The sequence below is a fragment of the Streptomyces sp. NPDC102462 genome, from assembly GCF_044765425.1.
Taxonomy (GTDB): domain Bacteria; phylum Actinomycetota; class Actinomycetes; order Streptomycetales; family Streptomycetaceae; genus Streptomyces.
On record NZ_JBIWKB010000095.1, the window covers coordinates 1 to 23481 of the forward strand.

Genomic DNA, 23481 nt, shown 5'->3' on the forward strand with positions numbered 1-23481 from the left:
AGGCCGCCCCCATGCGCGTACCGCATGACGACGTCATACCGCAACGATCAAGAAGCGTCACGGGCCACCGGACTCCACGAGTTCAACCTGAGTACACCCTTAGTTGCGATATCACCGACAACGAAATCTGCCGCTCTGTGCCCAGCATCCCTCTTCAGCCCGGACCCATACCCCTTGGCATTCTGGATGATTTCCTGAGCTTCCGCAGGGCCGACACCACACCACGGTCCGCTGTTGTGAACGAGTACTGGCGTCTCGCCCGCCAGCACATAGTACGTGTGCTGCGCGGACCCGCTCTACCTGCTTCTTTGCAGGTCAGCACGTGATTTGCGTTCCGCTGGTGTCCGTCGTTGTGCGGGGAAATCCGTGGTTGTTGCCGTCGCTACTGCCGTCAGGGGGCGGGCGGCTGGTGCTGGTGCCGTTGCTCGTCCCGCTGGTCACCGCGGAGTTTGTCGGGCCACCGTGTATGCGGTGGGGCCGGTAAGCCCTGTCCCTGTGCCGTCGAGCATGTCCAGGACCTCAAAGCCGGCGCCCTCCGCGTAGCGTTCCAGTTCGCGGGGGAACAGGATGCGTCTGCGGATCTCGTCTCGGGCCTCGTCGCCCGAGGGAAGTTTCCAGTGCCGGTGCATGGTGTTGATCTGGGTTCGCAGGTCCCACGTGTGGCGGATGGTGACGGCCGCGGGTCCCGTCGGGGTGTCGACCGTGGCGGTGGTCGGCTCGGTCCGGGTGATCGGGGCGACGGGGGAACACAGCACGAGCAGCGCTCCTGGCCGGGCGTGGGCCGCGAAGGTGGCGAAGACCTGGCTGATCTCCTCGTTGTCGTGCACGTAGGCGAGGCTGTTGCCCATGCAGGTCACTACGTCCATGCGCTGTCCGAGTCGTACGGTGCGCATGTCGCCGGTACGGATGTCCAGCTCCGGCCGGGCCTGGTGGGCGTGGTCGACCATGCCGGGCTGGAGGTCCACGCCGATGCAGTCGAAGCCCTTGGCCAGGATCTCCAGGTCCCGGCCGGTGCCGCATCCGAAGTCGACCAGGGTCCGGGCGTCCGGCCGGTGCAGCTCGATCAGGGTCTGGCACATCCCGGCGCCCGTACTGTCGGACTGGACCAGGTCGTAGAGCGCCGGATCGCGGTACAGGAGGTTTGTGGCTTCCACGTGCTCGGCTTCCGTGTTGGGGCTGGTCACATGAGGCTTCGCAGTCCGACCTCCAGTGCGAGCATGTCGCACAACAGATCGGGAACGACCGGGGCAGCGTCGGCGTACCTCCGCGCCTCGGCGAGCGCCTTCCCGTCAACGTAGCCGACGTCCACCAGGATGGACTCCTTCAGCATGTCGTCCAGTACGGGCAAACCGTAGGACCGCAGCCCCTTCTCCAAGACAGCCAGGAAGTTTTCCGGTTCGGCCGGCGCGGCCACCCACTCGGGCAGCCCGGCCCACCTGATCCGCTCGCGGAACAGCGCCTTGCCGCGCTTGTGCTCGTGCGGGAGCTGCTCCATGAACCGCACGATCCGCGGGTGCACGAGTGGGCTCACCGGCCAGACTCCTGCCCGGAGGAATCCGGGGTTGTGCATCCCGAACGCCATCAGCGTCGGCACGGGCAGCACCGGAATAGGGGCCAGGTGCTCGTTCACCTCGGCCAGCGCTCGGACAGCCTTGCTGCCGAGCCACGGCACGGGTTCCGGCCTCGGCAGTTCGGCTTGCGTCCTGGAGTGGTGGGCGTTGATCTCGTCCCCGCCGCTGCCCGTGAACATGACCTCGCACCGCCGGGCGGCTGCCTGCTCGCGTACGGCATCGAACGCCTCCTGGTAGAAGGCTCCCGCCGGATCGTGCGGCTTGCGCAGGGCGCGTACGCCTCCGGCGCAGAAGGGCGGGTGCTGCATGGCGGGGGTGGACGTGTCCTGGAAGCCGCAGTGCTCCACAAAGGCCCGACGCCGCTCGCACTGTTGCCTGCCGGTGCTTCCTCCCACCAGCAGGCCGAAGCTGTACACCTCGGGGAAGCGGGCCGCCTTGATGGCCAGGGCGACGTTCCCGGAGTCCGCGCCGCCGGACAGTTCGACGCCCACGCATCCGGTTGCTGTCGGCGCCTGGCGGATCACGTCGGTCAGCAACTCATCCAGAGCCGCGAGTGGATCAACACCGGGCCGCAGCGTACGCGGCTCAAGTACGTGTTCGGCAGGCTCCGGATAGTGGATGCTGAGTCCCGAGGTGGTGAACGTGGCCGATGCCCGCTCGGTGAGGCGGTAGACGCCTTCGAAGAGCGTCTCGGACGTGTAGCGGTGCTGCCTCGTCAGCGTTCGAGCGACAACGCGCGGCACCAGGCGATCGGCCTGCATATGCGGTCGCAGTAATGTCAGGTCCCACGAGGCGTGCAGCTCCTCGGCCTTCCCTGTCAGATAGAGCGGGGCTGTGCCAAAGACGCCCGCCGCCAGGCGGGCTTGTCCGGGCTCCATGGTGAGTTCGACGAAGTCGGCCTCGTCCCGCTTGCACTCCTTCACCCGGACCCGTACGCGCGGCGCTTGGTCGTCGTTGACCTCCATGACCAGAGTGGACACGTTTACGGGCTCAATCCAGCTCTCGCCGTTGATCCAACGGCCCCCCTGCGATCTCCACTTGGGCTCCTGGAGATCAGCCAGGCGCAGACGCATCGACAGCATGTCGTCCCTTTCCGATGTCGTGCGGCGGGGCGGGGCCGCGAACGGCCCCGCCCCGCCTGGCGTCAGCCCTGGATCACTTGCTGCAGTGGTCGCCGTTGTTGTCGCCACCGCCCGGCATCTTGTCGAGCAGCGCGGCCTCGACGGCCGGGACGCCAGTGATCAGATCGCCGGTGAACAGCTCGTCCACGTTCATCGTTTTCTCCCTTACGGTTTTCAGTGGACTCCGCGACGGATGCTGCGGAGCTGGACCCGTCCGGCTGCCAGACCCTTGCGAAGAAGGCAGCCGGACGGGGTGCCCACCGCTTCCGACGGCGGGCCCTCCCTCATCACAGGTGGGGAGCCTGGATGCGTGACGGGGAGGAGTCAGGAGTGGTCCGGCGTAGCGGCCGACGGCTGCGGCTAACCGGTTCACAGCCGCTCTCCGCGGCTGCGCTGGTTGGCCTCGCGTACTGCGACGCTCAGCTTCTCCGCGCCGTACTCGGGCGTGGCACTGCCGTGCTGCGGGCAGAGACACGGCGAGAACCGGTTCGAACCCGGCGGCAGGTCCGCGCCCTCGTAGGTGTCGATCCTCAACACCCCGTCCATGCCCCGCTCCTCGGTCATCCGGGCCAGACGGGCCCGTGCTTCGCTTCTCATCCCTCAGCCCTTCAGACGACGGCTGCGGCGAGGACTCGCCGTTGCCTGCTGCCTCTACGCAACCGCACGACCACGCTCAGCGGTACCGTTGCCGTATCACCAGGACTTGAAAGCCTTGAAAGTTCGCAGGGGCACGGGGAGTTGAGGGCATGGCCAAGCGTGAACCGAACGTGGCGCTCGGGCGCCTGCTCACCGAGAGCCGCTGGACTCAACGCCAGTTCGCGCGGGCGGTGAACCGCGTCGGCACGGAGACCGGAATCCCCCTGCGCTACGACGAGTCGGCAGTGAGTCACTGGCTCGGAGGCACCGTCCCTCGCGGTGCGGTGCGCGGATGCATCCTCGAAGCTCTCTCCCGCCGCCTCAGCCGCCCCGTCACCCATGCCGAGGCCGGGCTGCCGGTTCCACGCGATCGCTCCTCCGCGGCTGCGGATACCGTGGAAGGGGTGATCGACCTGGGGAGGCTGGATATGGACCCGTCCCGCCGCAGTGTCCTGGGTGCCGGCCTGTTCTCCGTGGCCGTCACCATTCCCGGCTGGCCTGATGTGGTCGGGCGTGCCGATGCCATTCGGTCCGGCCGCACGACCCGTATCGGCATGAACGAAGTGGACATGGTCGTCGCCATGACCGAGCGTGTCTCGGAACTGGACGACGAGTTCGGCGGCCGTCACGCACGCCCCATGGCGGCCTCGTTCATGGTCAACACCGTGGCCTCCTACCTGCGTGCCGACGCACCCGAGGACGTACGCAAGGCGATGCTGTCCGCCGCCTCGGACCTGCTCTACTTGACCGGCTACATGGCCGTGGACGAAGGTCTGCACGGTCTCGCGCAGCGCTACTACGTCAAGGCCCTGGAGCTGGCAGGCGCTGCCGAGGATTACCTGACGTACTGCACCACCCTGCGGGGCATGAGCGTCCAGGCGGTCGACCTCCGCCACGGGGCGAAGGCTATGGAGTTGGCCGATGCCGCTGCCGCGGCTTCCCCGAAAGCCGGCCCTCGGATGCTGGCCTTCCTCGTCGGCCAGCAGGCGCACGCCGCCGCGCAGACCGGCGACCGTACGGGCGCGCTGCGCTACATCCGGGAGGCCGAGGCGGCCATGGACCGTGCCGAGTCACGCGGCAAGGCGTTCGGCTCGTATGACCCCTCTTCGCTCAACTACCACGTAAGCCAGGTGCGTTACGAACTCGGTGACAAGGCCGGAGCCGTCGAAGCCATGCAACAAGCGGACCGGCTCCGCCCCAGCGCGTACCAGCGCACACGAGTACACCGTCGCGGACTGTTGGCAGAGCGGCAGTTGGAACTCGGCCACCTGGAAGCGGCCTGCGTCACCTGGCACCAGGCTCTCGACGACTACCCCAAGGTGCAGTCCGGCCGCGCCGACGAGCGCGTGAAGGCCATGTTCGGTCTCTTGCGCCCTCATCTGAAGAACGCAACGGCGCTCGACCTGTACGACCGAGCACGGACGATCGCACCACCGTCGCTGGTCGCCTGATCCCTGTCGCTCCTTCAAGCTCAGCCACAGAAAGTCAGCCACGACGGCGGGTGCGCCGACAGATCACCCGCCACGTGTGCTTCCAGCAACCCCGCACCGGCCTCAACCACGCCTCTTCCTTCCGTCACAGCATCCGCCCCGCTCCGGCCTGGCCGCTCGGCAGCGGGATGGGCTGCTCGATCTGTGGCTTCACCTGTGACCCACGCCGACGACGATCGATCGCGGCCTTCGGTTGCCGCAGCCTGACGTGGTGCTGTGCGGCGTTCGGCGGAGCGACCTGGCGGCGTCGCTGCGGTTGCTTCCGGGATCGGAGTCGGCTCGCTTGCCTGCCACTGCGCGCCGAGTGGCCGGCGGGCGTCGCCAGCGGGGCGGCAGACAGGAGCGGGCGGCGGCCACCGGCCGCCGACGCGCGGCGGCCCGCGACAGCGGGCCGCCTTGATCAAGTAAAGAAACTCTGAACAGCTCACCCATGGGCCGAGCTGTCAGCCTGTCCGTCAGGGGCCCTGCTGGCGGCGCTTCTTCGCGTCGGCGAGTCTCTCTTCGAGTTCCTTGCGGGCGGCTGCGGGATCGTCGTGGAGCGGTGGCGCGAGTTGGCCACGGCGGGCCAGTTCGCGGGTGATCTTCCGGCCCTTCTCGACCGCTGCTTGGTAGGCCGTACGGGTCTGGTTGAGCTCGTCATGGATTTGGTCGGCAAGCGCTTTGAGCTCGGCGTCGGCGAGATGTGCGAATTCGCCGACAGCCCTGTGGGCCTGGCGTTCGACCTCCTCGCGCTGGAGGTGCTGGACGACCTTGGAGCTGTAGTTCTTGCCGGGTGTCGGGGCGGTGCGGACGAAGACGCCGCGCCCCTTGACGGCGTAGATCAGCCCCTCGCTCTTGAGGAGGCGAAGGGCGTTCTGCGCGGTGGAGTTGGCGATGGTGAACCGCTCTTGCAGCTCACGCGCGGAGGGCAGCTTGCTACCCGGGGGGAAGAGCCCTTCCTTGATCTCTTCGCGCAGGGTGTCCGCGGTCCGGACGAAGGGGGGGCGGTTGTCCTCTGCGCGGGCCGAACGCCACCCAGGAGGGAAGGGGCCGTCTCCTGCCGCGCCTTCGTCGCCGTCCTTTTCTCCGGTGTCCTGTTGGTCAAGGGGCAGGCTGACGTAGCTGCCCCGGCCGAGGACGGAGTAGACCAGCCCCTCCTGTCGCAGGACGCGCAGGGCGTTCTGGACCGTGGAGCTGGCGACGCCGAACCGCTCTTGCAGCTCACGCGCCGACGGCAGGCGCTCACCGGGCTGGAGTTCGCCGCTGAGGATGGCGGCCCGCAGCACTTCGGCGGCCTGGAGGTAGGGGGGCCGCGGGTCGTCGTCCAAGGGCAGGGTCATGGGCCAACCGTAGCGTCCGTAGCGCCTGCCGCACACGCCCGCCTCACCGTCCTTATCGACCGTCCCACCTATGCGTGCGTTGCATCCGTATCGCTGTAGCGCTATGGTCATCATCGAGTCGATCAAGCGACTCCATCGAACAAGGATGTGATGGCATGGCCATGACCCGTATCCGTGTTGCCCTGCTGCCGTCGGCGGTGTGTATCGCGGGCACCGAACCGGTGCTGAAGATCAAGGACCAGCAGACCGGGGAGGTCGCCACCGACCGGGAGACCGGTGCGTCGCTGTACACGGTGACCGTGATGCTCATGGAGGACGGCCGCGCCGAGGTCCTGAAGATCACCGTCCCGGAGACCGGCCTTGCGGCCGGGCTCAAGCCGGGGGCGACGGTGCGGCCGGTGGAACTGTTCGCGACCCCGTGGGCGCGGATCTTCAACGGTCAGCTCTCCGACGGCGTCGCCTACCGGGCCGCCCGCCTGGAGCTGGTGACGGTGGAGGCGGCCCAGTGATCCGCTTCGAAATTCCGCAGCCGGGACGTGAGTTGCACCCGCTCCGGCCCCTGCCGGGGACCGAGCGCAAGGCCACGTTCTCCGCCTCGGCTGCGGTGCTCGGTCTGCTCGGCCTGAGCCCGGAGCAGGCGGCCCGCCTGGACCTGACCCACATGCTCGCCTGATACACGAAGAGGGGGCCTGACATGGAAGCCATCGCGGGATATGCGTCGTACGCGCTGCCGATCGCTACTGCGCTGGTCGGTGTGTGGCTGCTGGTGACGGTGGGGCGCTATGTGCGAGCCGACCGGGGCACGAGGGTGAGCATGCGGCAGGCCGTCCGGGTGCGCTGGGGCTGGGTGCGCCTCGCCCGGATGGCGGGGCTGACGGTCACCGACAAGACGCCGAGCCTGCTGGCGCAGATCACCGCCCAGAAGGACGGTGCCACTCCTGCGTCTCGGGTGCTGACTCCGAAGATCAAGGTCAAGCCCGATCAGTTCGGGGTGATCGTACGGGCCCGGACACTGCCGCAGGTCGGTTTGGAGGAGTACCAGAAGTCGGCGCGGTTCCTGGCGGACGCGTGGCGGTGCACGCGGGTGTCCGTGCTGCCGGACGGCCCCGGCAAGGTGGTGATCCGGGGCGTGCGCTCCGACCCGCTGACCACGCCGACCGTACACCGCCCCACCGGCCGCCCGCCTACGGACCTGACGCGCTGGGAGCTGGGGGTGGACGAGTACGCCGCCCGGGTGTGCGTGTCCCTGGCGAACGTGCCCGGGGTGACGGTGGCCGGCGTCCCGGGTGCGGGCAAGACCTCGGGGGTCAACAAGTTCGTCTGCGACTTCGCACCGTCCCCGTCCGTGCAGATCGCGACTGCGGACGGAAAGGTGTCACGGGCCTCGGAGGGCGACTACGCCGACCTGGTCAAGCGGATGTTCGCGTTCTGCGGTGACGACCTCGACGAAGCCAACGCGCTGTTCAAGCGCCTGGTGGAGTTGCGGAAGCGGCGCTCGGCGACCATCCGGGACGTGCTGGGTGTGAAGAACATGTGGCACACCGGCCCGTCACCACAGTGGCCGCTCACGGTCCTGATCATCGACGAGGCGCACACGTTCTTCCGCGAGTACAAGGGCAACGACGCCACCACCAACCGCCTGGCCCCGTTGACGGCGGAGAACGCCCGGCTGGTGGAGGACCTGGTCAAGAAGGGCCGCAGCGTCGGCATCCTGGTGATCCTCATCAGCCAGAAGACCACCGGCGACGCCATCCCCACCTTCATCCGCGACGTGTGCCCCATCGGGCTGTCCTTCGCGCAGAAGACCGTGGAAGCCGCGGTGGCCGCGCTGGGTGAGGACATCCGCAACTGGCCCGACGCCAGTCCGGTCACCTTGCAGGGCCCCGCCTACGTCGGCGTCGCGGTGATGGCGATGCAGGGCCGCCCCGGCTACACCCGCATCCGCACCCCCTACGTCTCCGACACCGACGCCGTCCGCATCGCCGAAAACACCTCGCACCTGACCGCCGACCCGGACCTGTGCCTGGACGCCCTTCTCCGCTCGACCAGCCGGACGACAACACCTCTGCCCTCGCTCACCAAGTGATCCCGAAAAGCCCACGCCAGAAAGGAGGTTGAGATCATGGCGGAGGAACGGTTCACCCGGCGCACCGTGACCGTGGTCATGGCGGTCATCGCGGCCCTGGCCTTCGTCTTCTCCTTCGGCAATGTCTGGGCACTTGCCTTGCGCCTCGGTGTTCCGCACCCGATCGCGCCGCTGATCGCCCCCATGGTGGACCTGTCCGTCGTCGGACTCCTGGTCGCCCTGCCGTTCCTGGCCCTGCGCGGCGTGTCCAAGGCGGAGTTGCGGGTCGGCACCCGGCTCCTGCACCTGTGCGGACTGCTCACCCTCGCCCTGAACACCGCCGAACCTCTGCTGACCGGACGCTACGGCCGCGCCTGCCTGGACACCGTCGCCCCGCTCCTGCTCCTCGGCTGGGGCCACGTCGGCCCCGCCTTCCTCGCCCAGTTCCACACCCTCACCCGCCCCACCCAGAGCCTGAAGGCCACGCCCACCCCCCTCTCCGAACCGGTGCCCGACGAAGCGCCCACACTCGAAGCGACACCCGCCCCGGTCGTCGTCGGCTCCCCGGCCGAGGAACCACAACCCGCTCCGACTCCGACCCCGGCCGCTACTCCGCCCATCACTGTCGCCAAGACGACCCGACCCGCCTCCGGCCCGGCCCTGTCGGCCGCCCTGCTGGACGCGGCCCGGCGCATCGCGGACACCCACCGCACAGAGCACGGAACACCGATAACCCCCGCCCACCTGGGCACACGCATGGGCATCGCCCTGCCGGTGGCCACCACCGCACTCGCTCAACTCTGAGCCCCGCACCCACGCGGTCCGCACCACACCTTGCTGAACCCGCCCCCCGCCCATGGGCTGGTTCGTCATGCCCCGAGCCGCACCAACACGCCCTATGGCCTGGCTGGTTGCTGCTTGGGGCCACCCACCCGACAGAAGGGACACGCCCCGAATGGTCACCCTGGACCTGCGCCACGTGGCAAGCCCCGCCGTACGGGACCTGCTCCACCTGGTCAACCACCCCGACTTCGACCGCGCACAGCAGCAGATCGAACACCTCGGCGGCTGCACCGAACCCGTCCGCCTCACCGGCCGCACCACCACCCTCGACACCACAACCGGCGAAGTCCTGCGCTCCTACAACACCTCCGACGAACCCACCGGCAGCCTGCTCACCACGTGCGGCAACCGCCGCGCCTCCCGCTGCCCGGCCTGCTCCCGCCTCTACGCCGCCGACACCTACCACCTCATCCGCGCCGGCCTGACCGGCGGCAAGACTGTCCCCGACACCGTCCGCACCCACCCCCGCGTCTTCGCCACCCTCACCGCCCCCTCCTTCGGCCCCGTCCACAACCGCCCCGACGCCCGCCCCTGCCGCTGCGGCACCCGCCACGAACCCACAGACACGCTGCTCGGTACGCCGCTCAATCCGGCGACGTACGACTACGTCGGCGCGGTCCTCTTCAACGCCCACGCCGGAGCCTTGTGGGCCCGCTTCGCGATCTACCTGCGCCGCGAGCTCGCCACCCGGCTCGGCATAACGCAGAAGGCCGCCCGCGCAGTGTTTCGGGTGTCCTTCGCCAAGGTCGCCGAGTACCAGAAGCGCGGCCTGGTCCACTTCCACGCCGTGATCCGCCTCGACGGCCCGGACGGCAACACCCAGCCCCCACCGTCCTGCGCCACCGCCGCCGTACTCACCGACGCCATCCGCTCCGCCGCACCACGCGCCCGCATCTCGGTCACCTCGGACGCGATCGGGGAACGCGAACTCTCCTGGGGCCAGCAGCTCGACGTACGCGAGATCGCCGCCTTCGGCACCGACAGCGAACTCACCGACCAGGCGGTGGCCGCCTACGTGGCCAAGTACGCCACCAAGTCCGCCGACGCCTCCGGCACCCTCGACCGCGCCCTGTACTGCCGCCCCTGCCAGGGACGCGGCGCCACCCTCCTGGCCCACGGGACCCCGCTCCCGTGCACCGCCTGCGACGGCACCGGACAGGCCCGGCCACTGCCCCGGCTCGCCGTCGCCCGCCACGTCCGGCAGATGATCCGCACCTGCTGGGAACTGGGCCGCCTGCCGGAGTTCGCCGACCTCAAGCTCTGGAAGTGGGCGCACATGCTCGGCTTCCGGGGCCACTTCTCCACCAAATCCCGCTCCTACTCCGTCACCCTCGGCGCGCTGCGCGACGCCCGCCGCACCTGGCGCACCGAACAGGCCCGCGCCCACGCCGGCCTCCCCGATTCCGATGCGGACACGACTCTCGTCGTCGGCCACTGGGACTACCTCGGCTCGGGCTACAGCCCCGGCGCGAGCCTCCTCGCCGCCCACGTCTGGCACCGCAAGGAACAGGAACGGCAGTTCACGGCCGAAGGGGGCAGCTGATGACCTCGCTCCCGCCCGCCGCCCTCCACACGGAAGCGGTCCCGGCGCTGGATCTGCTCACGGTGCCCCAGGTGATGGCCCGCCTCCAGCTCGGCCGCTCCGCCGTCTACGACCTGCTCCGCACCGGCCAACTCGCCTCGATCACCCTCGGCCGCGCCCGCCGCATCCCCGCCCACGCCCTCACCGACTTCGTCCACGCCCGCCTCGAACAGGAAGCCGCCTGATGACCACAGCCCGCCCCGCTTCGTCCCGCCGCTCCCGCACCCGTGCGAACGGCGACGGGACCATCTACCAGCGCAAGGATGGACGCTGGGAAGCTGCCGGATACGTCCTCGCCCCCGGCAACACCCGCAAGCGCATCCGCGTCTACGGCACCACCCGCAATGACGCGATGACCAAGCTCACCGAGAAGATCGCCGCCAGCAACCGCCTCCTCCCCGTCGCGACGGCCGACAGCACCGTGAGCGCCTACCTCGCGTACTGGCTGGACGGCGTCGCCGTTCACCACCTGCGGGAGAACACCCACACCCGCTACGCCGCCTCCATCCGCCTCCACCTCACCCCCGGCCTCGGCGCCAAGAAGCTCGCCCGGCTCACCACCCGCGACGTCCGCACCTTCCTCGACGGACTCCGCACCACCTGCCAGTGCTGCGCCCAGAACCGGGACGCGACACGGCAGTCCTGCTGCACCATCGGCCAGTGCTGCGAGAAGCGACTGTCGCCACTGACCGTGACGTACGTCCACGCAGTCCTCAAGTCCGCCCTGGAACACGCCGTCCGCGAGGACGAACTGCCGCGCAACGTCGCCCGGAACGTCAAGACCACCACGCCCCGCCCCCGGCGCTTCCAGCCCCTCACCGCCGCCGAAGCCCAGCTGTTCCTCCAGTCGGTCGGCGACGACCGGTTGCATGCCCTCTACGAACTCGCCCTGCGCACCGGACTCCGCAAAGGCGAACTCCTCGGCCTCCACTGGGAAGACCTCGACCTCGACGGCGGCACCGCCACCATCCACCGCTCCCTCCAGCGCACCCGCAGCCAGGGTCTGACCGTCCTGAACACCAAGACCCTCGCCTCGGAACGCCGCATCGCCCTCCCCACCGAATGCATCAACTCCCTCAAGATCCACCAGGAACAGCAGCGGGAAGAGCGCCAGGCAGCTGGAACGGGATGGACGAATAACGGGCTCGTCTTCACCACCCCGAAGGGCGGGCCGCTCGACCCCGGCAACCTCACCCGCCGCTTCCGTCGCCTCCTCCACCGCGCCGGACTGCGGACGATCCGCTTCCATGATCTCCGCCACTCGACAGCCACCCTGCTCCTGGAACAGGGCGTCGACCTCGTCGTGATCAAGGAACTCCTCGGCCACGCCCACATCGGCGTCACCGCCGGCGTCTACGCCCACGTCCGACTCCGCCTCCAGCGCCAGGCCATCAACACCCTCGGCAATGTCCTCGGCCCGAGCGACGCCCCCGATGCCCCACCCAACGCAGCCGTCGTCCGCTGACGTTGCCGTCAGCGTTGCCGTCAAACGGCATGAGGCCCTCCCGAAATTCTCGGGAGGGCCTCATTTCGATGACTACTAGATTTCAGTCAGCCATTCCCAGTCGCCGGGCCTGGCACGCAGCCGTGCGAACCCTTGCTCCAGGCAGTCATTGAGGCTGGAAGATTCGGCACGGATAAATCCCTGCCCACCTAGCCCCGGCCCCGACATTACCAACGTCCAAGGCTCTCCACCTTCCGCCATCCTCTCATCATCCACCTTGAGGATGACAGTGACGCCAGAGCGGCCCAACTTGTCCATGAGCTGCTCGATATCCATCACTTTTACTCCCATCAATAGCCTCTCAAGGCTGCTGAGATGTCACTGACGTCATGCAGCTGACCTTTGCCTACCCTGTCGATGACACTTCGGAGATCAGCGGAAGTGGGACCGCTCGTGACGCCGTTCCGTTGCATCAACTGCTCAACGGTAGCCTGAGCAGTTCGCTTATTTCCGTTGTTGAACATGTGGCTTCCCGCGATATCCCGGATCACAACTGCCGACTTATCCCAGAAGCTGTTATAGCGACTGGCATTAGCCAGGGTGTTTGCTGGCGAACCGCTCAACAACGTCTCCCCACCGAAACCGCGGTTAATATCGGCGATCTCGTCCGGGCTGACACCCACCTTGAACCCGCCAGTCAGCGGGCAGTTGGAATTGTGAACCAGAACCGGAGTCTGCCCGGCCAGCACATAGTACGTGTGCTACGCGAGCCCCTCTACCTGCTTTTATGCAGGTCAAGCGAGGTTTGCTGGTCCGGTGACGTGCGTCGGTGTCCGTGGTTGTGCGGGGTTGTTGCCGTCAGCTACTGCCGTCAGCCGGTTCAGCCCAGGTATGGCTTCTCGCGGTGTTCCAAGAAGTGCTGGAGCCTGAGTCGTTGGGTGTGGTGCATCGGCAACTGTTCGATCTCTTCGGGCGGTACAAACCGGAGTTCGGTGGATTCGTCGGAGATAGCCAGCTGACCGCCGGTGATGCGGGCGGTGAAGCAGACGTTGAACTGGCGGCGTACCTCGCCGTCGGTGTAGGCGATGATGTGTTTCGGGTCGGTGTAGGTGCCGACCAGGCCGGTGATCTCGACGTCGAGGCCGGTCTCTTCCTTGACTTCGCGGACGGCTGTGCTGGGCAGGGAGTCGGTGAGGTCCATGCCTCCTCCGGGCAGCGCCCATAGGTCGTTGTCGCGGCGGCGCTGGAGGAGGATGCGGCCGTGGTCGTCGGTGACGACGGCGGAGGCGGCGACGACCATGGTGTTCGGCTTGGGCGCGCTGGGGTCGTTGTAGTACTCGGTGCGGGCCACGGTCAGCCTTCCTCTCGTACGGGGGTTGCCGTCGCCCAGACGGCGTCGAAGCTCTCGGCGTACGTGTCGAACATGCCGCTCTCCTCGTGTCGGCGAAGATGCCATACGGGGGCGGCGTAGGCGTTGACGCCCCAGACGTGGGCGTTGACGAGTTGCTGGTCGTCGGCGCGGTAGAGGGAGTTGTAGAGCGTGGTGCTGTGGGTGCGGACTTCGATGCCGGGGGTGCCAGCGAGGGGCCTGTAGTGCATGAGTGCGAGGCGGCAGCGGGATTCGATGCCGTGACCGAATCGCTCTTCCCGGCCGCGGGCTTGGACGTTGTCGCTGTCGGCGTCTCCGATCGCGATGCGGACGGTGCAGCCTTCGGCGGCGCGTTCGGTGAGGAGTTCGTTCAGCCGCGGGTACGCCTCGTGGAGGAAGACGGCCGCGTAGACGAGGATGTCGATCCGTTCCCGGGCCTGGGCCATCAGGTCGGTGAACGCCGAGACGGGGATGTCGGCCCGCTGCTCGTAGAGCGCGACCAGTTCGGGGCTGATGGCGCGGGCGGGGCGGGCTTGGCGGAGCGCCGGCCAGAATGCGTGCACGTCTTCTCCCAGGGCCTTGGCCGCCTGGAGGGCTGTGGTACGGCGTGGGGTGCGCCCGAGGTTCACCCAGCGCTCGACCGACTTGGGGTCGATCTCAACTTCCTGGGCGAGCGTCGCGTAGGTCCAGCCTCCGGCTGCCATGACGGCTCGTAGTCTCTCGTTCGGCATGAGTCTCCCCCTTCGTCTCAGGACGGCACCAGGGACGTTCTACACGGTGTGGGACGTCCCGGAGTGGGGTTTGGTGGAGGTTCCTTCGTCCTGGCGACCGGCGTGAGGATCGGTGCCGACCCTGCGGCACCGACGGGCCCAGGGGCACGCATCCACGCCGCCGAGGAGCATCACTGTGCGAAAGAGCACCGTCCCATGTGTTCCCGCCCTGCGACTGGACGCCCGGTCGCGCACCGTTTCGCCGGGGTGGTCACGATGACGGCCCCCACCCCTGATACCGACGGGCACACCGTCTCGTCCGATGTCGGCGCCCTGGTGGTCGACCGACGGAACGGCAAGGTGGGCGTGGTGATGGGGCATGTGGGGCCGTACGTGCAGCTTCGGCCGCCGCGCGGTGGCCGGGAGTGGGACGTGCCGCCCGAGGACGTACGTCCGCCGACCCCGGGCGAGGAGTTGAGCGCGAAGGTGGCCGTAGCCAACCGGAGGTGGGGACGGTGACCCCTCGATCGGTACTGCGCTACGAGACCTGGACTCTCCAGCCCGACCGCGAGCCGGATGCGGAGCCGGTCCAGTACGCGATGCAGTGCGCCGTGGACGGCGAGACGTCCCCGACAAGCGAGGACTTCGCCGAACCGCAGAACTGGGTGCTGCGCCACTGCGGCCAGAACCCGTCCCACCACACCTACCGGGAGATCATCACCCGGCCCTGGCGGGCCTGGCGGCAGATGTGACCCGTCCTGCTCACCCAGGCGGCGCCCCGCGCTGACCCACCCGACTCCCGTCCCTGCCGGTCGTGACCGATCGAGGCTCCCCCGTCCTCATCAGCCCCGGCAGGGACGGGCGCTCACATGCCGGGCCCATGACCACGAGGTTCTGGCCTCAGCCACAGAAAGTCAGCCACGACGGCGGGCGCGCCGACCGATCACCCGTCACGTGTGTCTCGCTCAACGCGCACCGGCATCAGCCCAGTTATCTCCATCGTCACGGCCTCAGCCAGGCACCAGGCCCAGGCGGCCGGGACGTCAGCTCGGCCCGGGTGCCGACGTACGGCACGAACCCACCGGACGGCCTCTCGGGCACCCGCCCCGCCTGCTGCTGAACGGTCGGGCGGAATGGGCTTCCGCCCGATAATGCCCGCGCTCCCCGGATCTGCGCGCCGAGTGGCCGGTGGGCGTCGCCAGCGGGGCGGCAGACAGGAGCGGGCGGCGGCCACCGGCCGCCGGCGCGCACGCCCGCGTCAGCGGGCCGTTCTTGAACAAGTAAAGAAACTCTGAACAGCTCACCCACTCGTCCATTTGTCAGACTGTGGATCAGGGGCGCTGCTGCCGGCGTTTCCTCGACTCGGCCAGTGCGGCCTCCAGCTTCTCGCTCGGCGACACGTCCGATTCGGTGTCGTCGTCATGGAGGGGCGGCAGGAACAGACCGCGTCGGCTCTTCTCGCGTTTGACCTTCCGACGCTCGTTGAAGACTCGCTGGTGTTCCTCGCGGATCGTGACCCATCGCCGGTCCAGGTCCGCTTCCCGTTCCAGCAATTCGTCATCAGTGAGGTCGGCGAACTCGGTGGCAGCCGCACGGACCTCGCGGGCGATCTCGTCTCGCAGCAGGTAGTTGGTAATCGGCCCGTGGTACTTGCCCGGCTCCGGGGCCTGGCGCACGAAGACACCGCGCCCCTTGACCGCGTACACAAGTCCGGCCTGCTTGAGATATCGGTAGGCGTTCTGCGCCGTGGAGTTGGCGACCTTGAACCGCTCCTGGATCTCACGGGCCGGGGGGAGCTGGGAGCCCGGAGGGTAGATCCCTTCCGTGATCTCGCGGCGGAGGATGTCCGCTACCTGGGCGTATGGAGGGCGGCCGTCGTCGTTGCGGATGACGTCGATCGGCCAGTCCGGGCCTTCGGACTCGGCATCGTCGTGGTCGTCGTCGGCTGGGCCTGAGTCCTGTCCGACGGAGGCGCTCACGTAGCTGCCTCGGCCGAGCTGGGAGTAGACGAGCCCTTCCTGCTTGAGCACCCGCAGGGCGTTCTGGACGGTGGAGCTTGAGACGCCGAACCGCTCCCGCAGCACGTTGGCCGAGGGCAGGCGCTCGCCGGGGCGGAACTCGCCGTTCAGGATCGCGTACCGCAGAGCCTCGGCGGCCTGGAGGTACGGCGGCCGGGAGTCCTCGTCCAAGGGCAGGGTCATAGCCCCACGGTATCGCCAGCACGCCGTAGCGCTACAGGCACATCCGCGCGTTCCTCACCTGACCGCCTACCAACCTGATCAGGTTCACAACCTCATCGAGCTTGCAAGTTGAGCGATCATCTCCTTATGCCCCTTGTGAGCCGATCAAGCGGCTCCATCGATCCAGGGGTGTGATGGCATGGCCATGTCTCGAATCCGGGTTGCCCTGCTGCCGTCGGCGGTGTGCATCGCGGGCACCGAGCCGGTGCTGAAGATCAAGGACCAGCAGACCGGGGAGATCGCCACCGACCGGGAGACCGGCGAGTCGCTGTACACGGTGACCGTGATGCTCATGGAGGACGGCCGGGCCGAGGTCCTGAAGATCACGGTTCCGGAGTCGGGCCTGGCGGCCGGGCTGAAGCCGGGCGTGATGGTGCGGCCGACGGAGCTGTTCGCGACCCCGTGGGCACGGATCTTCAACGGTCAGCTCTCCGACGGCGTCGCCTACCGCGCCGCCCGCCTGGAGCTGGTCACGGCGGAGGCGGCCCAGTGACCGGTCTCGACACGGGGAGCCTGACCGGTCACGCGCCGCAGGTGTTGCTGGTCGCGGCCGTGCTGGTCAGCTTGTGGCTGCTGTGGACGGTGGTGCGCTACGTGCGGGCCGACCGGGGCACGCGGGTCAGCATGCAGCAGGCCCTCCGAGTCCGCTGGGGCTGGGTACGGCTGGCTCGGATGGCCGGGCTGACGGTCACCGACAAGACCCCGAGTCTGCTCGCTCATATCACCGCGCAGAAGGACGGCCCCGCCCCCGCGCCGCGAGTGCTGACTCCGAAGATCAAGGTCACGCCGGACCGGTTCGGCGTGACCGTTCGGGCCCGCACCCTGCCACGGGTCGGGCTGGAGGAGTACCAGAAGGCGGCGCGGTTCCTGGCGGACGCCTGGCGGTGCACTCGGGTCTCCGTGCTGCCGGACGGGCCCGGTCGGGTAGTGATCCGGGGCGTGCGCTCAGACCCGCTGACCACCCCTACCGAGCACCGGCCCACCGGCCGCCCGCCCACGGACCTGACGCGCTGGGAACTGGGCGTGGACGAGTACGCCGCGAAGGTGTGCGTGTCCTTGGCCAACGTGCCGGGGGTGACCGTGGCCGGTACCCCGGGTGCAGGCAAGACCTCGATGGTCAACAGGTTCGTCTGCGCTCTCGCGCCGTCGGCGTCCGTGCAAATTGTGAGCTTCGACGGGAAGGTGTCCCGGCCGTCGGAGGGTGACTACGCGGACTTGGTCAAGCGGATGTTCGCGTTCTGCGGTGACGACCTGGACGAGGCGAACGCGTTGTTCAAGCGCCTGGTGGAGCTGCGTCGGCGGCGGTCCTCGGTGATCCGTGACGTGCTGGGCGTGAAGAACATGTGGCACGTCGGCCCCTCGACGCTGTGGCCGCTCACGGTGGTGCTTATCGATGAGGCGCACACGTTCTTCCGTGAGTACAAGGGCGGCGACGCTGAGACGAAACGTTTGGCCGCGCTGACAGCGGAGAATGCCCGGCTGGTGGAGGACCTGGTCAAGAAGGGCCGCAGTGTCGGCATCCTGGTGATTCTGATCAGCCAGAAGACCACCGGCGACGCCATTCCGACGTTCATCCGCGACGTGTGCCCGATCGGACTGTCCTTCGCGCAGAAGACCGTAGAAGCCGCGGTGGCTGCACTCGGTGAGGACATCCGCAACTGGCCCGACGCCAGCCCGGTCACCTTGCAGGACCCCGCCTATGTCGGTGTCGCGGTGATGGCGATGCAGGGCCGCCCCGGCTACACCCGCATCCGCACCCCCTACGTCGCCGACGCCGACGCCGCCCGCATCGCGGAAGCCACCTCGCACCTGACCGCCGATCCCGCCTTCCTCCTGGACGCCTTCCTCGACACCGCTGGCCGTACGGCACTCGACGACACCCCGGTTCCGCTCACCAAGTAGTCCCGAACACCCCGTACCGAAAGGAGGTTGAGATCATGGCGGAGGAACGGTTCACCCGGCGCACCGTGACCGTGGTCATGGCGGTCATCGCGGCCCTGGCCTTCGTCTTCTCCTTCGGCAATGTCTGGGCACTTGCCTTGCGCCTCGGCGTTCCGCACCCGATCGCGCCGCTGATCGCCCCCATGGTGGACCTGTCCGTCGTCGGACTCCTGGTCGCCCTGCCGTTCCTGGCCCTGCGCGGCGTGTCCAAGGCGGAGTTGCGGGTCGGCACCCGGCTCCTGCACCTGTGCGGACTGCTCACCCTCGCCCTGAACACCGCCGAACCTCTGCTGACCGGACGCTACGGCCGCGCCTGCCTGGACACCGTCGCCCCGCTCCTGCTGCTCGGCTGGGGCCACGTCGGCCCCGCCTTCCTCGCCCAGTTCCACACCCTCACCCACCCTGTCCCGCAAGTGGAGGCCACCGCCCCCGTCTCTGAACCAGTTCCCGACGAAGCACCCGCATCCGAGCCCCCGACGCCCGCCCCGGTCGTCGCCACCTCTCCGGCCGAGGAGCCGCAGATCGCCCCGGCTCCGGCCGCCGCTGTCGCCCAAGTGGCCCAGCCCGCCGCTGGCCCGACCCTGCCAGCCGCCCTGCTGGACGCGGCCCGGCGCATCGCGGACACCCACCGTGCCGAGCACGGGACACCGATCACCGCCGCTCACCTGGGGACGCGCATGGGCGTCGCCCTTCCGGTGGCCACCGCAGCGCTCGCTCAGCTCTGAGTCCCGGCCCTCGCTGCCCGAATCCCCCTCGCCGCACCACGCCCGCCCATGGGCCTGGTTCGTCATGCCCCAGCAGTACCAACCCGCCCTCTCGCTGGCTGGTTGCTGCTCGGGGCCACCCACCCCGACAGAAGGGACACGTCCCGACATGGTCACCCTGGACCTGCGCCACGTGGCAAGCCCCGCCGTGCGGGACCTGCTCAACCTCGTCAACCACCCCGACTTCAACCGCGCACAGCAGCAGATCGAACGCCTCGGAGGATGCACCGAACCCGTACGCCTGACCGGCCAGAGCACCACCGTCGACACCACGACCGGTGAGGTTCTGCGCACCTACTCCGCCTCCGCCGAGCCCACCGGCAGCCTGCTGACCACATGAGGCAACCGCCGCGCCTCACGCTGCCCGGCCTGCTCTCGCCTCTACGCCGCCGACACCTACCACCTCATCCGCGCCGGCCTCTCCGGCGGCAAGACCGTCCCCAACGCCGTCCGCACCCACCCCCGCGTCTTCGCCACCCTCACCGCCCCCTCCTTCGGCCCCGTCCACAACCGCCCCGACGCCCGGCCCTGCCGCTGCGGAACCCGCCACGAGCCCACGGACCCACTGCTCGGCACACCGCTCAATCCGGCGGCGTACGACTACGCGGGTGCACTCCTCTTCAACGCCCACGCCGGAGCCTTGTGGGCCCGCTTCACCACGTACCTGCGCCGCGAGCTCGCCGTCCGGCTCGGCCTCACCCAGAAGGCCGCCCGCACGGTTCTGCGGGTGTCCTTCGCCAAGGTTGCCGAGTACCAGAAGCGTGGCCTGGTCCACTTCCACGCCGTCATCCGCCTCGACGGCCCCGACGGCAGCACCCAGCCCCCGCCCTCGTACGCCACCGTCGCCGTGCTCACCGACGCCATCCGCGCCGCCGCACCGCGCGCCCGCATCTCCGTCACCTCGGACGCGGTCGGGGAACGCGAACTCACCTGGGGCCAGCAGCTCGACGTACGCGAAATCGCCGCCTTCGGCACCGAAACCGAACTCACCGACCAGGCGGTCGCCGCCTACGTCGCCAAGTACGCCACCAAGTCCGCCGACGCCACCGGCGCCCTCGACCGCGCCCTGTTCTGCCGCCCCTGCCAGGGACGCGGAGCCACCCTCCTGCCCCACGGCACCCCGCTCCCCTGCACCGCCTGCGACGGAACCGGACAGGCCCGGCCGCTGCCCCGGCTCGCCGTCGCACCCCATGTCCGGCAGATGATCCGCACCTGTTGGGAGCTGGGCAAGCTGCCGGAGTTCGCCGCACTCAAGCTCTGGAAGTGGGCGCACATGCTCGGCTTCCGGGGCCACTTCTCCACCAAGTCCCGCCGCTACTCCACCACCCTCGGCGCGCTGCGCGACGTCCGCCGCCTCTGGCGCACCGAACAGGCTCGCGCCCACGCCGGCCAGCCCGAGCCCGACCCGGACACCACCCTCGTCATCGGCCACTGGGCCTACCAGGGCTCGGGCTACAGCCCCGGCGCCGCGCTCCTCGCAGCCGCCGTCTGGCACCGCCGGGAACTGGAACGCCGGTTCATCGCGGAAGGAGGCTGCGGATGAACGCGCAGGAACCCGCCCCGACCCGGCGGGGAAGTACGCCGGAAGAGCTGCTGACGGTCCCCCAGGTCATGGCCCGCCTCCAACTCGGCCGCTCCGCCGTCTACGACCTGCTCCGCACCCGCCAGCTCGCCTCGATCACCCTCGGCCGCGCCCGCCGCATCCCCGTCCACGCGCTGGCCGACTTCATCCACACCCGCCTCGAACAGGAAGCCGCCGCCTGATGACCACACCCCGCGACACCCCCGCCTCCCGCCGCAGCCGTGCGAACGGCGACGGAACCGTTTACCAGCGCAAGGACAGCCGCTGGGAGGCCGCTGGATACGTCCTCGCCCCCGGTAACACTCGCAAGCGCGTCCGCGTCTACGGCAGCACCCGCAAGGAAGCACTGGCCAAGCTCACCGAGAAGATCGCCGCCAGCAACCGCGGCCTCCCCGTGCCCTCCGCGCAGGGCAGCGTGGCCGCGTACCTGACGTACTGGCTGGAGAACGTCGCCGTCCACCAGCTACGCGAGAACACCCACACGCGATACGCCGCCTGCGTCGACCGGTACCTGATCCCCGGCCTGGGCAAGAAGAAGCTCACCAAGCTCACCGCCAAGGACGTCCGCACCTGGCTCAACCAACTCCGCACCACCTGCCAGTGCTGCGCACGCGGCATCGATGCCCGGCGTGATGAGCCCCGTTGCTGCGCCACCGGATCATGCTGCTCCAAGCGGCTCTCTCCGCTGACCCTGACCTACATCCACTCCGTGCTCAAGTCCGCCCTGGAGCACGCCGTCCGCGAAGAGGAAATCCCGCGCAACGTCGCCCGCAACGTCCGCACCGGAACCCCACAGCCCCGACGCTTCGAACCCCTCACCACCGACGAAGCCCGTCGACTCCTCACCACGGCCCAGGGTCACCGGCTCCATGCCCTGTTCGAACTCGCCCTTCACACCGGGCTCCGCAAGGGCGAACTCCTCGGCCTGCGCTGGGAAGATCTCGACCTCGATCGGGGCACCGCTGCCGTCCGCCGCACATTGCAGCGCACCAGCACCGGCGGACTCACCACGTTGCCCACCAAGACCCGGGCCTCCGAACGCCGCATCGCCCTCCCCACCCGCTGCCTCCACTCGCTAAAGCACCACCACGAGCAGCAGCAGCGCGAACGGGAAGCCGTAGGCACCACGTGGCAGGACAGCGGGCACGTGTTCGCCACCGCGCAGGGCAGAGCGATCGACCCGACCAACCTCACCCGCGCCTTCACCACGCTCCTGCGCAAGGCCGGCCTCCGCCGCATCCGCTTCCACGACCTCAGACACTCCACGGCCACTCTGCTCCTGGAACAGGGCGTCGAGCTCGTCGTCATCAAGGAACTCCTCGGCCACGCCCACATCGGCGTCACCGCCACCGTCTACGCCCACGTCCGACTCCGCCTCCAGCGAGACGCCATTGACACCCTCAGCACCGCTCTTGATCGTCCCGCCAACGACGAGTCGACCCGCGACGACGACGGCGACCCGCCGCTGTGCGGAGCCACCGTCCGCTGACGTTGCCGTCAACTACTGCCGTCACCCCATGCAGAAGCCCCGCCAGGACACACCTGACGGGGCCGCAACTTTGCTGCTGCTATCCAGCGCGAGGGTCGCGGGATCGGGCAGCGAGGCTACACCTCACCCTCCAGCCAACGTTCGAACGGCGCGACCTCCGACAGTTCGGAATTGATCGCCTTCAACCCTCTGGCGAAGTCTTCGGCCAATTTCGAGAGCATCGCGACTAGCTCACTCCGCGCAATGCTCTCGCGCTCTGGGCTTGGAACCCAATTGGTCCGCGAATCGCAGTGAATCACCACGAGATCCCCGCTTGGGCGGAAAGTCAAAGTCCTCTCGATACCTTGCGAGTAGAGGTCAACCTCGACTTCGTGACGGTCGCGCACACCCACCAGAAGCGCCGGGAGCTGCTCCATGAAGGTAGACAAGTCATACGCGACATCGAGCGGCCACTCATCACTCCCGAAGCCGCCAATGTGGAACCTGCTACCTCCAGCATCAGAGAGGGCGCTACACGCCTCCATGACCAGGGTTTCGTACCCGTCACCCGCCTCCAGACTCGCTGAAGCAGGAGCCACAGCACCAGACGGCACGGCCGGATTGAACGACACAGAGAAGCTCATCTCTCCAGCCTCCTAGTTCGGGCCAATGATCGGGAATCCCGTCTTGTACAGTCCATTTGGACTCGGGATGATGGTAGCTGCCCGCGCTTGGACGATACTCCCATCTGGCATGATCACCTGCCCCAGTCCGTCCGGAATGCGCACCGACCTGGGCCCGGCTCCTTCGATATGGAGCCCCTGCAAGAACTCTGCCGCGGCATCATTGTCCAGCCACTGACCTTGCTGATTGTTGGTGCTACGAGCGCGATCCGTCAGAGCCTTCGTGTTCTTCGCTCCGGCGCCATGAGTCTTGAATGTATGACCCCAAGTTTTAACGCTATTGGAGGCCCAGTTCACGCATCCATTGCTGTTGTGAACGAGTACCGGCGTCTCGCCCGCCAGCACATAGTACGTGTGCTCGCCGGGCGGGCGTCATCTGCATTTTCGCTGGTCAATGCATTCCGGCCTGTCCGTGGGCGTACGTGGAAGTGCCCTGTTGTGCGCCCGTGTTGCCGTCGGCGTTGCCGTCAGACGGTTACTCAGGTTGAACTCGTGGAGTCCGGTGGCCCGTGACGCTTCTTGATCGTTACGGTATGACGTCGTCATGCGGTACGCGCGTGGGGGCGGCCTGTCGCCCAGGGAGCAGGAGAAGCGGGAGCGGCTGCGTCTTGAGACGGCCGAGCGGTTCGCTCGTGGGGAGAAGACTGAGGCCG

The 23481-nt window shown here is 68.5% G+C and carries 25 protein-coding genes and 1 pseudogene; 16 read left to right on the forward strand and 10 right to left on the reverse strand.

The window, feature by feature from the left end:
- Positions 1–437: 437 nt before the first annotated feature.
- The 3 genes from ACIRFL_RS41315 to ACIRFL_RS41325 all read right to left on the reverse strand — a co-directional run bounded on the left by ACIRFL_RS41315 (position 438) and on the right by ACIRFL_RS41325 (position 3289).
- The gene (locus ACIRFL_RS41315) at positions 438–1184 is read right to left on the reverse strand and encodes a class I SAM-dependent methyltransferase (protein ID WP_404040148.1); all 747 of its coding nucleotides are present in this window, start codon (positions 1182–1184) and stop codon (positions 438–440) included.
- Entirely contained in the window at positions 1181–2551 is a 1371-nt protein-coding gene (locus ACIRFL_RS41320) for an asparagine synthase-related protein (protein WP_404040151.1), read from the reverse strand. Before ACIRFL_RS41320 ends, ACIRFL_RS41315 begins: the two co-directional genes overlap by 4 nt.
- 510 nt (positions 2552–3061) lie before the next feature.
- On the reverse strand, positions 3062–3289 hold the full coding sequence (locus ACIRFL_RS41325) for a hypothetical protein (protein ID WP_230885584.1): 228 nt from the start codon (positions 3287–3289) through the stop codon (positions 3062–3064).
- 149 nt (positions 3290–3438) lie between these two features.
- Here ACIRFL_RS41325 and ACIRFL_RS41330 point away from each other — a divergent pair, with 149 nt between their 5' ends.
- Complete coding sequence (locus ACIRFL_RS41330; RefSeq protein WP_404040154.1) at positions 3439–4779, forward strand: tol-pal system YbgF family protein; 1341 nt, start codon at positions 3439–3441, stop codon at positions 4777–4779.
- A gap of 494 nt (positions 4780–5273) precedes the next feature.
- Here the strand turns inward: ACIRFL_RS41330 and ACIRFL_RS41335 are convergent, their stop codons facing one another.
- A complete protein-coding gene (locus ACIRFL_RS41335) occupies positions 5274–6137 on the reverse strand; it encodes a GntR family transcriptional regulator (RefSeq protein ID WP_404040156.1) in 864 nt (287 codons plus the stop codon).
- 155 nt (positions 6138–6292) lie between these two features.
- On the opposite strand from ACIRFL_RS41335, the gene ACIRFL_RS41340 reads away from it, so the two are divergent.
- The 7 genes from ACIRFL_RS41340 to ACIRFL_RS41370 all read left to right on the forward strand — a co-directional run bounded on the left by ACIRFL_RS41340 (position 6293) and on the right by ACIRFL_RS41370 (position 12092).
- Positions 6293–6646, forward strand: coding sequence for a hypothetical protein (locus tag ACIRFL_RS41340; RefSeq protein ID WP_404040159.1), 354 nt, complete (start codon positions 6293–6295; stop codon positions 6644–6646).
- Positions 6643–6810, forward strand: a complete 168-nt coding sequence (locus tag ACIRFL_RS41345) for a hypothetical protein (protein ID WP_404040162.1) — start codon at positions 6643–6645, stop codon at positions 6808–6810. The genes ACIRFL_RS41340 and ACIRFL_RS41345 overlap by 4 nt, the downstream gene beginning before the upstream one ends.
- A 21-nt stretch (positions 6811–6831) precedes the next feature.
- A complete protein-coding gene (locus ACIRFL_RS41350) occupies positions 6832–8223 on the forward strand; it encodes a cell division protein FtsK (RefSeq protein ID WP_404040165.1) in 1392 nt (463 codons plus the stop codon).
- Positions 8224–8259: 36 nt separating this feature from the next.
- Positions 8260–9006: a DUF2637 domain-containing protein gene (locus ACIRFL_RS41355; RefSeq protein ID WP_404040168.1), complete on the forward strand. Its 747-nt coding sequence runs from the start codon at positions 8260–8262 to the stop codon at positions 9004–9006.
- Positions 9007–9157: 151 nt separating this feature from the next.
- Positions 9158–10588, forward strand: a complete 1431-nt coding sequence (locus tag ACIRFL_RS41360; protein WP_404040170.1) for a replication initiator — start codon at positions 9158–9160, stop codon at positions 10586–10588.
- Positions 10588–10812 carry a helix-turn-helix domain-containing protein gene (locus ACIRFL_RS41365; protein WP_404040172.1) on the forward strand — a complete coding sequence of 75 codons (225 nt, stop codon included), beginning with the start codon at positions 10588–10590 and terminating at the stop codon, positions 10810–10812. The genes ACIRFL_RS41360 and ACIRFL_RS41365 overlap by 1 nt, the downstream gene beginning before the upstream one ends.
- Positions 10812–12092 carry a tyrosine-type recombinase/integrase gene (locus ACIRFL_RS41370; protein ID WP_404040176.1) on the forward strand — a complete coding sequence of 427 codons (1281 nt, stop codon included), beginning with the start codon at positions 10812–10814 and terminating at the stop codon, positions 12090–12092. Before ACIRFL_RS41365 ends, ACIRFL_RS41370 begins: the two co-directional genes overlap by 1 nt.
- 75 nt (positions 12093–12167) lie before the next feature.
- Here ACIRFL_RS41370 and ACIRFL_RS41375 read toward each other — a convergent pair whose 3' ends face one another.
- The 4 genes from ACIRFL_RS41375 to ACIRFL_RS41390 form a co-directional block, all read right to left on the reverse strand.
- Complete coding sequence (locus tag ACIRFL_RS41375) at positions 12168–12407, reverse strand: hypothetical protein (RefSeq protein WP_404040179.1); 240 nt, start codon at positions 12405–12407, stop codon at positions 12168–12170.
- 14 nt (positions 12408–12421) lie between these two features.
- Positions 12422–12820, reverse strand: a complete 399-nt coding sequence (locus tag ACIRFL_RS41380; RefSeq protein WP_404040182.1) for a hypothetical protein — start codon at positions 12818–12820, stop codon at positions 12422–12424.
- Between the two features lie 131 nt (positions 12821–12951).
- On the reverse strand, positions 12952–13422 hold the full coding sequence (locus ACIRFL_RS41385; protein ID WP_404040185.1) for an NUDIX domain-containing protein: 471 nt from the start codon (positions 13420–13422) through the stop codon (positions 12952–12954).
- Positions 13423–13424: 2 nt separating this feature from the next.
- Positions 13425–14171 (reverse strand): XRE family transcriptional regulator, encoded by a 747-nt coding sequence (locus ACIRFL_RS41390; protein WP_404040188.1) that lies wholly within the window; start codon positions 14169–14171, stop codon positions 13425–13427.
- A gap of 255 nt (positions 14172–14426) precedes the next feature.
- Here ACIRFL_RS41390 and ACIRFL_RS41395 point away from each other — a divergent pair, with 255 nt between their 5' ends.
- Positions 14427–14669: a hypothetical protein gene (locus ACIRFL_RS41395; protein WP_404040191.1), complete on the forward strand. Its 243-nt coding sequence runs from the start codon at positions 14427–14429 to the stop codon at positions 14667–14669.
- Positions 14657–14902, forward strand: coding sequence for a hypothetical protein (locus ACIRFL_RS41400; protein WP_030349497.1), 246 nt, complete (start codon positions 14657–14659; stop codon positions 14900–14902). The genes ACIRFL_RS41395 and ACIRFL_RS41400 overlap by 13 nt, the downstream gene beginning before the upstream one ends.
- Positions 14903–15481: 579 nt before the next feature.
- On the opposite strand, the gene ACIRFL_RS41405 is transcribed toward ACIRFL_RS41400, so the two are convergent.
- Entirely contained in the window at positions 15482–16351 is an 870-nt protein-coding gene (locus ACIRFL_RS41405; RefSeq protein ID WP_404040194.1) for a GntR family transcriptional regulator, read from the reverse strand.
- A gap of 178 nt (positions 16352–16529) precedes the next feature.
- On the opposite strand from ACIRFL_RS41405, the gene ACIRFL_RS41410 reads away from it, so the two are divergent.
- The 6 genes and pseudogenes from ACIRFL_RS41410 (at position 16530) to ACIRFL_RS41435 (ending at position 22166) form a co-directional block, all read left to right on the forward strand.
- Positions 16530–16883, forward strand: coding sequence for a hypothetical protein (locus tag ACIRFL_RS41410; protein ID WP_404040197.1), 354 nt, complete (start codon positions 16530–16532; stop codon positions 16881–16883).
- Complete coding sequence (locus ACIRFL_RS41415) at positions 16880–18292, forward strand: FtsK/SpoIIIE domain-containing protein (RefSeq protein WP_404040199.1); 1413 nt, start codon at positions 16880–16882, stop codon at positions 18290–18292. The genes ACIRFL_RS41410 and ACIRFL_RS41415 overlap by 4 nt, the downstream gene beginning before the upstream one ends.
- Positions 18293–18327: 35 nt before the next feature.
- Entirely contained in the window at positions 18328–19056 is a 729-nt protein-coding gene (locus ACIRFL_RS41420) for a DUF2637 domain-containing protein (protein ID WP_404040202.1), read from the forward strand.
- A 148-nt stretch (positions 19057–19204) separates the two neighbouring features.
- Positions 19205–20638 (forward strand): annotated as a pseudogene (locus ACIRFL_RS41425) (replication initiator).
- On the forward strand, positions 20635–20859 hold the full coding sequence (locus tag ACIRFL_RS41430; RefSeq protein WP_404040205.1) for a helix-turn-helix domain-containing protein: 225 nt from the start codon (positions 20635–20637) through the stop codon (positions 20857–20859). Before ACIRFL_RS41425 ends, ACIRFL_RS41430 begins: the two are co-directional and overlap by 4 nt.
- The gene (locus tag ACIRFL_RS41435; RefSeq protein ID WP_404040208.1) at positions 20859–22166 is read left to right on the forward strand and encodes a tyrosine-type recombinase/integrase; all 1308 of its coding nucleotides are present in this window, start codon (positions 20859–20861) and stop codon (positions 22164–22166) included. Before ACIRFL_RS41430 ends, ACIRFL_RS41435 begins: the two co-directional genes overlap by 1 nt.
- A 116-nt stretch (positions 22167–22282) precedes the next feature.
- On the opposite strand, the gene ACIRFL_RS41440 is transcribed toward ACIRFL_RS41435, so the two are convergent.
- Entirely contained in the window at positions 22283–22789 is a 507-nt protein-coding gene (locus ACIRFL_RS41440) for a hypothetical protein (protein WP_404040211.1), read from the reverse strand.
- Positions 22790–23481: the final 692 nt, after the last annotated feature.

Bases quoted from the DNA above. Each gene is read 5' to 3' on its own strand.
- ACIRFL_RS41325 (WP_230885584.1), bottom strand. From the start codon at position 3,289: ATGAGAAGCGAAGCACGGGCCCGTCTGGCCCGGATGACCGAGGAGCGG.
- ACIRFL_RS41330 (WP_404040154.1), top strand. From the start codon at position 3,439: ATGGCCAAGCGTGAACCGAACGTGGCGCTCGGGCGCCTGCTCACCGAG.
- ACIRFL_RS41335 (WP_404040156.1), bottom strand. From the start codon at position 6,137: ATGACCCTGCCCTTGGACGACGACCCGCGGCCCCCCTACCTCCAGGCC.
- ACIRFL_RS41340 (WP_404040159.1), top strand. From the start codon at position 6,293: ATGGCCATGACCCGTATCCGTGTTGCCCTGCTGCCGTCGGCGGTGTGT.
- ACIRFL_RS41350 (WP_404040165.1), top strand. From the start codon at position 6,832: ATGGAAGCCATCGCGGGATATGCGTCGTACGCGCTGCCGATCGCTACT.
- ACIRFL_RS41355 (WP_404040168.1), top strand. From the start codon at position 8,260: ATGGCGGAGGAACGGTTCACCCGGCGCACCGTGACCGTGGTCATGGCG.
- ACIRFL_RS41360 (WP_404040170.1), top strand. From the start codon at position 9,158: ATGGTCACCCTGGACCTGCGCCACGTGGCAAGCCCCGCCGTACGGGAC.
- ACIRFL_RS41365 (WP_404040172.1), top strand. From the start codon at position 10,588: ATGACCTCGCTCCCGCCCGCCGCCCTCCACACGGAAGCGGTCCCGGCG.
- ACIRFL_RS41370 (WP_404040176.1), top strand. From the start codon at position 10,812: ATGACCACAGCCCGCCCCGCTTCGTCCCGCCGCTCCCGCACCCGTGCG.
- ACIRFL_RS41375 (WP_404040179.1), bottom strand. From the start codon at position 12,407: ATGGATATCGAGCAGCTCATGGACAAGTTGGGCCGCTCTGGCGTCACT.
- ACIRFL_RS41390 (WP_404040188.1), bottom strand. From the start codon at position 14,171: ATGCCGAACGAGAGACTACGAGCCGTCATGGCAGCCGGAGGCTGGACC.
- ACIRFL_RS41395 (WP_404040191.1), top strand. From the start codon at position 14,427: ATGACGGCCCCCACCCCTGATACCGACGGGCACACCGTCTCGTCCGAT.
- ACIRFL_RS41405 (WP_404040194.1), bottom strand. From the start codon at position 16,351: ATGACCCTGCCCTTGGACGAGGACTCCCGGCCGCCGTACCTCCAGGCC.
- ACIRFL_RS41410 (WP_404040197.1), top strand. From the start codon at position 16,530: ATGGCCATGTCTCGAATCCGGGTTGCCCTGCTGCCGTCGGCGGTGTGC.
- ACIRFL_RS41420 (WP_404040202.1), top strand. From the start codon at position 18,328: ATGGCGGAGGAACGGTTCACCCGGCGCACCGTGACCGTGGTCATGGCG.
- ACIRFL_RS41430 (WP_404040205.1), top strand. From the start codon at position 20,635: ATGAACGCGCAGGAACCCGCCCCGACCCGGCGGGGAAGTACGCCGGAA.
- ACIRFL_RS41435 (WP_404040208.1), top strand. From the start codon at position 20,859: ATGACCACACCCCGCGACACCCCCGCCTCCCGCCGCAGCCGTGCGAAC.
- ACIRFL_RS41440 (WP_404040211.1), bottom strand. From the start codon at position 22,789: ATGAGCTTCTCTGTGTCGTTCAATCCGGCCGTGCCGTCTGGTGCTGTG.